Raw genomic sequence first — 9,925 nt, 5'->3', positions numbered from 1 at the left:
CTATTGTGAGGGGGACCCGATTAATCATACCGACCCGACAGGGCATGTGCGCCTAGGGGCAATTTTTGGGGATATTGTCGAAGGCATCGATACTGCATTCGATGTCGCCGCTGCCGTAGCCTCCGGAGGAGAGTCTTTAGCTGTTGTACACGCCATATCCGGTGTCGTAGGAATAGGCACCGAGATTGCCAGTCAATCGATCAGTGGGCACCCTACAACCCATAAAATATTAGATGGGATATCAATTGTCGGCAGCATTACCAATACGGCGACGGGGTTGGCTATCGAAGGAGTTGACCATAAAGAAGGAGTTGACCATAAAAAAGGAGTTGACCGTAAAAATGAAAAAAAACGGCCTCGAACAGCCAGAGGTGTAATAAAACTCACCAATAAAGTGGTGTCCTATACATCTGCGGTAGTCAGTGAAGATATGGAAGTGGTGGCTGACGGTCTTACGGGCGACCCAAGCAGGCACAAGGTTGACACTCAGCTTGAAAAGGCAAGTACTGGGCTTGGCTTCATCGCTTCGGTAACCGGTTATTTCGATGCTGCACCAGATATTATTAACAAAAAGTCCGATACTCGGGTGAGGCCGCGGTTTGACAGTAACAATAACCATAATGTGATTGAAAGGCATACCGCGGAGCGCACGCGCGCACCACAACCAACTCCCCCCGCACAACACGCTGATCCTGAGGGCAATGACCTCTTTGGCCCTTTTTTTGGGGCTGTGGGGCACCGATTTAGTCAATAAATAAGCAGGAACAAGGACTCACAGCACGGCGCAGGGAGCGCTGCAAATCCTGTGCTTTACAATGGTCAGTCCTTCCCGCCCTTTACCCGTTGTCAGCGATTGCACCAAAGTAAGAGGTTCACCCAATGGAAGACGAACTGGAACAACGGGCTGCCGACTACTTAAGCAGCGTCCTGGGCTTTAATGGGGAACGTATCGACCCGGTGCTGGGTGGTTATCATCTGGGCAATGGCTACCGCTTGTACAGCCCAGCGTTAGGCGCTTTACATCACCGGACAGCATGAGCCCGTTTGGCCTGGGCGGGATTAATCCGTATGCGTATTGTGAGGGAGACCCGATTAACAATACGGACCCAACCGGACATTTTGGCATTTTCGGAGCGATCATAACCGCGGGGATGTTGGCCGCTGACTTGCTTACCGAGGGCTTGGCGTCGGCGGCGGAGACCGGCGTGTTGTTGGCAAGAGAGGGGGGCTTGATCGCTGCCCAGGAAGCAGCACAGACTGGCAGCAAGGCAATTGATTTGCAAGCAGTAAGCAAAGGCCAACACGCCATCACCCCAAAGGAAACGCTGCGCAAGAATGTGCAGGCACTCCATGTAAAACTGGGTAGCCCTGCACAAATCTGCTACGAGAAATCGTTACTTGAGGGGCAGGCCGACAACGCTCTACCCCTCAAGACCCGCAATGCGGTACTCAGCAGTATGAAACACAGGGGCACCGGCTCGAATTACACGCTTCGCTATAAAGAACTCATGGGGATCACTCCCGGCAATACGCAAAGCGTATTCGAGCCGGAGAGGATCACCGAGTCAGGCATTATCAACTTTATGGATAGGCGCGCAGGCGGTGACATCGTGCATACAGCTTACATTCAGAAAACCAGTCACAACACGCTCTTTCTTTACAACACCAACCAAAACCTACTGGACGGCGCCATGGTCAAGGCGACCGGCAAAATTGATCCGTCCGCCGGCGCACTGGTGCACAGCCTAGATAATGGCGGATTACAAAACTGGCTCGACACCGGCTATGACTTTGCCTTTACCCCTAACAGTATCCTTAACGCCAACGTATAAATTGGGGTGCCCCTCCCCTGAGAAATTCCCGTTTTTCCTACGAGAAATCAAAAGATTGGGAAATGAATGTACCTGCATGGGTCGGCAACCTGTATGCATCCCCACAAAACAAGATCTCGATCAGGGTCAGGGAGATTGGACAGAAAGGTCGGCCACACTACCACTTTGTGCTGTTACTCAATCGGGATGCGTACCACACCGTGGGACGTTTTCAATCAGAAAGGGAGAATCTCTACAGCCGTATTCAGGCTGCCTGGGCGAGCGCGTTGAAGATTTCGTTCGAGGAGGCTGATGGCTTAGTGCATATTCCTGCAAACGCTACATTCCACCTCTCTCAGGATGATTCGGGGGAGATGGATCGATACTTCCATCGGGTGAGTTACCTCGGCAAGGCTGAGACCAAGGATTACGGTAAGCGATGCCGTGCGTTTGGTTGCAGTAGGGGGTAATGAGCCCTGTATAGGGCTCCATGATCGAACGGGGGGAGTGCCGTGCTCTGCCCCGTCGATACCAGCCGTCGATGGTGACCCGCTTGAGTTCGGCTCGCAGACGACGCAGTTCAGCGTGCTGATCATCGTCTTGCTGCCGTTCTGCCTGAAGTTTGCTGTAGCGCTTTATCCAGGCATAGAGGCTATGCGTCGACACGCCAAGACGCGCCGCCACATCAGCGACAGGCAGCTTCTTTTCGGTCACTTGATTGACCGCTTGGATTTTGAATTCTTCGGGATAACGTGGGTTGCTCATGGCACCTCCTGATTGGCCTCAGTTTAAGGCATGGAGGTGTCTACGAAACCCGGGGCGATTCATTTTATGCCAGACGTCTCGTGCTTGGCGATCCCATCGTGAGACGTCAGGGGTAAATATATGAGATGCAGTGACGAGTTGCGCCTGAGTGATTGAGCGATAGTCAGGTTCAGTTTTTAGTACGAAATCATCAATATAGAGTGGTTTGAGGTTACGTGGAGCGCCAAGGCTAGGCTTGCTCTTTCGACACCTTTATTCATCGGGTATGGCCGTTCTGCCCAAAAACAGAATTCAGACGTTCGGAGAACAATAAAATGGCGAAACACAACAGTACTCAATTGGAAGCGCAGCAGAGTGATCTGAATCAGGGGATTGAGATTAGTTCGTTGAATGGCCGCGATTTTCAACCATCCGGTATCAGCATTTCGTATGACAGCGCTCGGGCGGCTATCACTGGTAAATACGAATACCACGCCAATGACTTCATCACATTTGAACTCATAGGTGCGGCTTCTTTTGATGGTAAAGACCCAGCTTTTACGACGACAACGAGACCAGTGACGAAGGACGGCTTTGCCGATGTGACGTTCTATGGTATGAGCGCAAACCCTGTGGTTCATGTGGTTTTGGTTGCGTCATTGTCGAGTGACCCAGAGGTTAGCGGTACGCGTGACTTTACCTTCATGGCGTACCCGATTGCGGCGCCGGATCAACTGGGTTGTGTGACAGTTGGCAGCGGATTGGCGATCACGCCGGAGGGTAAGCTGAGCGTGAGTGCTGCGGGCGGGACGCCGTACAGCTTGCCGATCGCTACTGCAACCCTCTTGGGCGGGGTGAAGCAAGGCACTAACGTCAGTATTGCCAACGATGGAAAACTATCGGTTGCCGCAGCAACGACAGCGGTCGCGGGTGTTGTGCCACTGGCAAGTGCAGCCGAGGTCAAGGCTGGTCAGGATGTTTCCAAAGCTGCGACCGCCAAAGATATCAAAGCCGTGTATGCGCCGCTGGCGAGTCCTGAGTTTTCGGGTGTCGTTACGCTTGACCGCGATCAAGCGGCTAGCGGTTATAAGGTGGCCCCGAAAGAGTTGGTAACTGCGGCGTTGTTGAGCCAATCAATACAAGGCATGACGACTATTGCGGTCGTCACGCCAACTAACGGTGGTGTCACTCTCAGTCTGACAGCTGACCAGGTTCGTTGTCCGATCATGCGTTTTACGGGGTTACAAGGTGGGCCTTCCTATGTCCGAATGGGGGCCGTGGGTCGGTGGACAATCATCAATGATTGCTCAGGGGGAAAACCACTTTACTTTCAGTATTCGGCATCCGACCACCCCGAGCTGCCGATCTATGATGGCCAGCGCGTAGATATAATCGTGGTGAACAAAGGGGCGGAGGGGACTCATACCTACCTTGTTACGCCACCGGTACTAAGCCCGGCCTTCACGGGTACTGCGACGATCACTAATGACCAGACGAAGATCCCGCCTGTCGCCCAGGAGTTGGTGACCAGGGCCTATGTAGATGTAGTGACCAAGGCTGCTGCTGGCGGCGTCAAGCTGGCGACTTTGAAACAAACACAGGATGGTACTGACAACACAACGGCTGTAACGCCAATGGATGTCAAGGCTGTGTATGCACCACTGGCGAGCCCAAAGCTCAGTGGTTGCACGACGATTATAGAGCCGCAGGCGGGAGCGAAAGTGCTTCTCGCGATGACGGTTGACGGCAGCTATCACACGGTGGCGCCCAAAACTTTGGATCAGAGTTCAATCTACCTGCAGGTAGGTGGGTCCGAGTACAACGCCAACAGTTATCGATTAATAGGGTTTGGATATAACAACAGCAGTGCAAAGAATCCGCCGGTCGCCATTGGCGGTGTTGAAACGGACCCAGGTGGTAGCACAAAGGCTGACTTCATTGTTGCGACTCGTTCAGATACCTCGGCTAACCCTCCTGTGGAGCGCTTGCGAGTGGCTGCCAATGGTAGGGTCATGATCACCAATGACCAGACGAAAATCCCGCCTGTCGCCCAGGAGTTGGTGAGCAGAGCTTATGTAGATGTTGTGACCAAGGCTGCCGATGGCAGCGTCAAGCTGGCGACTCTGAAACAAACACAGGATGGTACCGACAACACGACGGCTGTGACGCCAATGAATGTCAAGGCTGTGTATGCGCCGCTGGCGGGTCCGCAGTTTACGGGTCTCGCTAGGCTTGTCAACCATCAGGGGAGGAGCGACTATGTGCTGGAGAGGCAGGAGTTGGTGACCGGTCAGGCTTTGCAGAGAGCAGCGCGAGGTGAGTTCCTTTATGATGTTAGTGGCATCAGTGATAACGTTATGCTAGGCGAGTACCAGGCTCAGCTCGCAATTTTTCGTTTTGTGGGGTACGGAAATGGCGCGTTTTTTGTTGATATGCCCCAGGCTGGAAAATGGACGATCATCAATGAATGCACGGGGTCGATATCGCTTAATTTTGGGTATCCTCAAAATAATTATGTCGCCCTCTCTATGAATGAGAAGATCATGAATGTTGTGATAGTGGATCAGGGGGGGGGGAAGTTTCATACTTACAAATGCTAGGGATGGTCTGAAGTAGCCATGTGTTTCTGGCTGACTTCGGCCACCGCCGATTTTGAAAGTGGCGAGTCGATCCAAAATGCTCAGATCACTCACTCATTCCTGTCTTTTTAGCCGCTGCGAGCACCTCGCGGCGGCTATTCCCCACATTACAGGCGCACCTCTCCTGCATGGCTCAGTAAATGTCGGCGGGCCATCCACAGATTCGACAGCGCAAACAGCGTCACCAGCTGTGCCGTGTTCTTGGCCAAGCCACGGAAGCGCGTCTTTGCATAACCGAACTGGCGCTTGATCACCCGAAACGGGTGCTCGACCTTCGCCCTTGCCTGCGCCTTGGCTTTTTCGATCTTGCGCTTGGCTTTGTACAGGACGCTGCGCTTACCCAGTTTCTGGTAGGTACTGCGCCGGGCGGCAATCTGCCAGATGACCTGGCGACCTTCATGCTCAGGGCGTTTCTCCACTCCGGTATAACCGGCATCGGCACAGACCACGTTTTCGTCGCCGTGCAGCAGCTTATCGACCTGCGTGACATCTGCCACATTGGCCGCCGTGCCCACCAGGCTATGCACTAAGCCGGATTCGGCATCAACGCCGATGTGCGCTTTCATCCCGAAGAAATACTGATTTCCTTTCTTCGTCTGGTGCATTTCGGCGTCGCGCTTACCGTCCTTGTTCTTGGTCGAACTTGGCGCATGAATGATCGTCGCATCGACCACCGTATCTTGGCGCAGCATCAAACCACGGTCGCCCAGATAGCCGTTGATGACCTGCAAAATCCCGCCGGCCAACTCATGTTTTTCCAACAGGCGCTGGAAGTTAAGGATCGTGGTTTCGTCAGGAATCCGATCCAGATGCAGACCCGAAAACTGGCGCAGAATCGTCGTCTCGTAAAGTGCTTCTTCCATCGCCGGATCGCTGTAGCCGAACCAGTTCTGCATCAGATGAACCCGCAGCATGGCCATCAACGGATACGCCGGACGACCACCGTCGCCCTTCGGATAATGCGGCTCGATCAAGGCAATCAAACCCTTCCATGGCACGACCTGATCCATCTCGATCAGGAAGCGCTCGCGGCGGGTCTGCTTACGTTTGCGGGCGTACTCGGCATCGGCGAAGGACATCTGTTTCATCGGGGCTCAGCCGTTCAGTTCGTGGGAGGCTAGTATTTCACCAGAGATGGAAGTCTTTTTCAGAGTTTCCCTAGAGAAGCCACGGTCCACCTAACTCGGCAAGACTACCTCGGTCACGATGAGTTCTTTCGTCGGTCCAGTTATCTGTGCAAAGCCGCGACTAAACACTATGGCGATGGCCAGCATGGCTGTGGAGGCAGTCGGTGTTGAGAGAAGGTTGACTGGTTACCACACAAGTGGTTGCCACCGCACTAATCGCCGTCTGCTGGATACCTAAGTTAATAACGTGTTTTCCGTGTTAACCAACCCCTTGCTTGCCGCTTAACTGGTGCAACCGTTACTGATCGCCAGGCTGGACTCATGCTGAAAGTTCGACGCAGTGATTCAGAGAATTCGTTCGTTAAGCGATCACGCCGTGAGACGCAGAGATTAAATATATGAGACGTGGCGAGGTGTTCCGCCCAGGCAATTTCGCGATAGTGGTAAAGCAATAGCACTTATCACCCAGTACTACCCAGGTGCTGAAACCGCATCAGGTCAATTAAACCGCCAATACATGAGGTTGGTCTTACCGCGTGCTGGCCGGGATTGACCCTCAAGCGGACATCTAGCCCCCCAAAACAGGTCATCACCGAGCCAGACTCGACGAGCGACTTCATCGTCAGGTAGGGGCATTTCGAGGTCACTTTTACAACAACAGGCCGGACATCGCGCCGCGTCTCTGGGGTTTGCGGCCTTCTCTGGTCGCGCCCTTTCAAGGAATAACATATCGCATGGGTAACTTGTACACCTGGCTATTTGGACGGGGTTCCAGCGAGCAGAGCGCTCGGTTTGAAGCGTCGGACACTCCGCTCCCACCGACACCAAACCCCGATTCGGCTCCCCTGTCTGCACCTGCGCAACCGGTAGATGACGGCCTGCAACCGGTGAAGAGCTGGAGCCATCCCTTTAAGGATACGAATAACCCGCTGTTACAGTTGACTCAATTAGCCAAAGCGAAGGCGGGCTTCTATCCAATAGGCATCAATGGTCTATGCCGTGGCGGCGTGCATTTCGACAGCGGTACTGCTGGTGTCCTGGATCAATCCAGCGTGCATTGCTTGGCCGATGGTGAGGTGGTGGCTTACCGCATCGACGAGCATTCGCCGAAGACGACCTATTTCATCGAGACAGGGACCGTGCAAAAGCCCTTCTCATGTAATTTCGTGCTGGTACGCCACCGTCTTCAACCACCGAAGATTGAGGGCAGCCCGGACGTGCCGCCCAGCCTGACTTTCTACAGTCTGTACATGCACTTGCAGGATTGGGCGGTGTATCACGATGACGCGGCTATTGCTCGGCCCGCATTCTGGCCCGAGGGCACGACTCGTCGGGTCAAGGCGACGGTGACAGACGTACACCCAGACCATTCTGGGCAGCAAGGCTTGAACGTGCGTAACCAAGCGCACCAGGGCAAGGTGATTGGCTTTCTGCAGCATGGCACGGAAGTGACCGCTAGCGGTGACGGTCATTACCGCAAGCTGGAGAACACCAACGGGCCAGACGTTCTAAAAGAGGCTGATGGTTCGTTGCGCGGCTTCACAGATCGCTTCGGCATCGACGAAATCGTTTTTGTTGCCCTTCACGAAAGGTTTAACAAACAGCGGGGAAATCATCTTGGCTTGATGGCCCATGGCTGTCAGCTCGCGCGCTACGAAATGCGAACCAGCGCAGGCTTCCATCACCACGGTGCAAGCGGATAGGTTGGCGAAGAACCGCATCATCTGCTGTCGTGAAAGCTTCTTGCGAAACAGCTCTCGACCGGATTTGTCCTGGCCGTGCAGATGGAAGGTGTGTTTGCCGAGGTCGATACCGACCAATGCCAAATCGCTCATGGTGATAGTCTCCGAATTAAAGCACCCTGCGAAAGCATAGCCCCCACAGGGTGCGGGGTGACCATCTCATTAGCTCCCCACCCTTATCGTTTCTATTAGTCATATACACAGTCGTTTGCCTATCCCTTATGTTAAGGGGGAAACGGTGTCCTGTCTTTCATGGGGCTCGTTCACCAACGAAGTACACACATCTCAGCACTGAGGAGCGGGTCGCCATCATGGTGATGCAGCCTCAACAACTTACTCTGCGAGCTATCGCGGTTTTACTCAGGCGTCATCCCAGCACCATCAGTCGTGAGATCAGGCGGCACAGCCAACTGGGGCAATACGATTCGGCTCACGCCGCCAGCAGGGCACGAGTGCTACGTCACAAACCGCGCCGCCAGTCTCGCTTGTGCTCTGGCTCTGAGCTGTTCCAAGTGGTCATGGAAATGTTGCGCATTGGCTGGTCACCCCAGCAAATTGCCAGCAGACTACGCAGTATCTGGCCCGACCACCCCGAGCGACATGTGAGTCACGAAACCATCTACCTGGCTATTTATGCCTATCCGCGAGGGGAGCTGAAGCGCCAGCTCATCAGCTACTTGCGCCAAGGTAAGGGCAAGCGCCGCCCGCGAACCCAGAGTGCCACACGTCGAGAGCGCTACCCTGCGGAACTCAGCATTCACCTGCGTCCACCGGAGGTCGAAGATCGCCTTGTTCCTGGGCACTGGAAAGCGACCTGATTATCGGGGCCAACAACCGCTCCGCTGTCGCCACGATGGTTGAGCGCACCAGCCGTTACGTGATTTTGGCAAAACTCGACGCACCGACTGCCGATGCAGCTGCTCAAGCCATTATCCGAGATATGTCGCGGATGGCGCCATCACTGCTGAAAACCATGACGCATGACCAAGGCAGTGAAATGGCCCGTCACGCCGAAATCACGGCCCACACCGGCATGAAGATTTAGTTTGCAGATCCGCACAGCCCATGGCAACGCGGCAGTAATGAAAATACCAATGGCTTGCTGCGCCAGTATTTGCCCAAAGGCACTGATCTCTCGCTGCTCACCCAGGAACGGCTGGACGAAATTGCCGACTTACTGAACACTCGGCCACGCCAGACACTGGGTTGGAAATTTCCGGTCGAAGTACTGGTTGATTACCTTCAGCTATCAGCGAGCAACAAGCTCGATACTATTAACTGACTGTTGCACTTGGAACCTGAGGCCGCCCTCCTTACTTAATTTGAACGGGTTAATTTAGTTCAGTTGCCTGATACTCACTTTCGAATGCCAAAGATTTGGGCTCTCTGGCTTACGTCCTGCACAAGGTATGCTCGGACAAAGTCTTGCCGTGGAACATATGGACTAATAATTTGAGATGAGGATGGCGTCACCCCTGCGTCGAAATGTTGTTTTATCAGAGATGCAACCAGGCCACAATAACTCCTAGTAGCTTAATGTCTAGGCGTAATGGGAAATCAAGAGGTAATACTATGTCAATAATCTCTAAGCCTATCCAGCTCTCTTCTGATTTTCAATTTGCAAGCAGTATTGCAGCATCTATAACGCAGGAGTCATTCTATATTGTAACGCCGGGGCGTAATAGGGATTCTAACTACTTGGCTGTGGTTGATGTCTCTACAGGCGTGCCAGCGTTGGCAAATAGCCTCACTAAGCAGTACGATAGCAACAGATTTATAAATGTAATGTGCTGCCCTTATGATAATGACAATTCCTTCAATGGAACTCTTGCAAATTCTGGTCCTCCAGGCCAGCTGAGTAC

Annotated in this window: 6 protein-coding genes and 4 pseudogenes; 7 read left to right on the top strand and 3 right to left on the bottom strand. The window is 53.5% G+C overall.

Features of this window, described 5'->3' with window-relative positions:
• The 4 genes and pseudogenes from F8N44_RS31505 to F8N44_RS32355 all read left to right on the top strand — a co-directional run.
• Positions 1-754, top strand: a pseudogene (locus F8N44_RS31505) (hypothetical protein); the annotation flags it as partial.
• 125 nt (positions 755-879) lie between these two features.
• Positions 880-1,038, top strand: a complete 159-nt coding sequence (locus F8N44_RS32365) for a hypothetical protein (protein ID WP_412071585.1) — start codon at positions 880-882, stop codon at positions 1,036-1,038.
• Positions 1,035-1,832, top strand: coding sequence for a hypothetical protein (locus F8N44_RS32360; protein ID WP_412071584.1), 798 nt, complete (start codon positions 1,035-1,037; stop codon positions 1,830-1,832). Before F8N44_RS32365 ends, F8N44_RS32360 begins: the two co-directional genes overlap by 4 nt.
• Before the next feature lie 62 nt (positions 1,833-1,894).
• A complete protein-coding gene (locus F8N44_RS32355; protein ID WP_150652954.1) occupies positions 1,895-2,281 on the top strand; it encodes an inovirus-type Gp2 protein in 387 nt (128 codons plus the stop codon).
• 73 nt (positions 2,282-2,354) lie between these two features.
• Here F8N44_RS32355 and F8N44_RS30455 read toward each other — a convergent pair.
• Positions 2,355-2,576: pseudogene (locus F8N44_RS30455) on the bottom strand (transposase); the annotation flags it as partial.
• Positions 2,577-2,890: 314 nt separating this feature from the next.
• Here F8N44_RS30455 and F8N44_RS30450 point away from each other — a divergent pair.
• Positions 2,891-5,155: a hypothetical protein gene (locus tag F8N44_RS30450; protein ID WP_150652953.1), complete on the top strand. Its 2,265-nt coding sequence runs from the start codon at positions 2,891-2,893 to the stop codon at positions 5,153-5,155.
• A gap of 146 nt (positions 5,156-5,301) precedes the next feature.
• Here the strand turns inward: F8N44_RS30450 and F8N44_RS30445 are convergent, their stop codons facing one another.
• Positions 5,302-6,282, bottom strand: a complete 981-nt coding sequence (locus tag F8N44_RS30445; RefSeq protein ID WP_150652952.1) for an IS5 family transposase — start codon at positions 6,280-6,282, stop codon at positions 5,302-5,304.
• A 1,565-nt stretch (positions 6,283-7,847) separates the two neighbouring features.
• Positions 7,848-8,156 (bottom strand): annotated as a pseudogene (locus F8N44_RS30435) (IS110 family transposase); the annotation flags it as partial.
• A gap of 128 nt (positions 8,157-8,284) precedes the next feature.
• On the opposite strand from F8N44_RS30435, the pseudogene F8N44_RS30430 reads away from it, so the two are divergent.
• A pseudogene (locus F8N44_RS30430) lies at positions 8,285-9,345 on the top strand (IS30 family transposase).
• 290 nt (positions 9,346-9,635) lie between these two features.
• Positions 9,636-9,925, top strand: a 290-nt coding sequence (locus tag F8N44_RS31960; RefSeq protein WP_224794843.1) for a hypothetical protein, incomplete at its 3' end; no start/stop codon positions are given.

Source organism: Pseudomonas fluorescens (genome assembly GCF_902497745.1).
Lineage (GTDB): Bacteria > Pseudomonadota > Gammaproteobacteria > Pseudomonadales > Pseudomonadaceae > Aquipseudomonas > Aquipseudomonas fluorescens_BM.
The sequence above is the reverse complement of the archived record's forward strand: the minus strand, read 5'-3'. Positions and strand labels throughout refer to the sequence as shown.

Coding starts and splice junctions, on each gene's coding strand:
- F8N44_RS32365 (WP_412071585.1), top strand. CDS start 880: ATGGAAGACGAACTGGAACAACGGGCTGCCGACTACTTAAGCAGCGTC.
- F8N44_RS32360 (WP_412071584.1), top strand. CDS start 1,035: ATGAGCCCGTTTGGCCTGGGCGGGATTAATCCGTATGCGTATTGTGAG.
- F8N44_RS32355 (WP_150652954.1), top strand. CDS start 1,895: ATGAATGTACCTGCATGGGTCGGCAACCTGTATGCATCCCCACAAAAC.
- F8N44_RS30450 (WP_150652953.1), top strand. CDS start 2,891: ATGGCGAAACACAACAGTACTCAATTGGAAGCGCAGCAGAGTGATCTG.
- F8N44_RS30445 (WP_150652952.1), bottom strand. CDS start 6,282: ATGAAACAGATGTCCTTCGCCGATGCCGAGTACGCCCGCAAACGTAAG.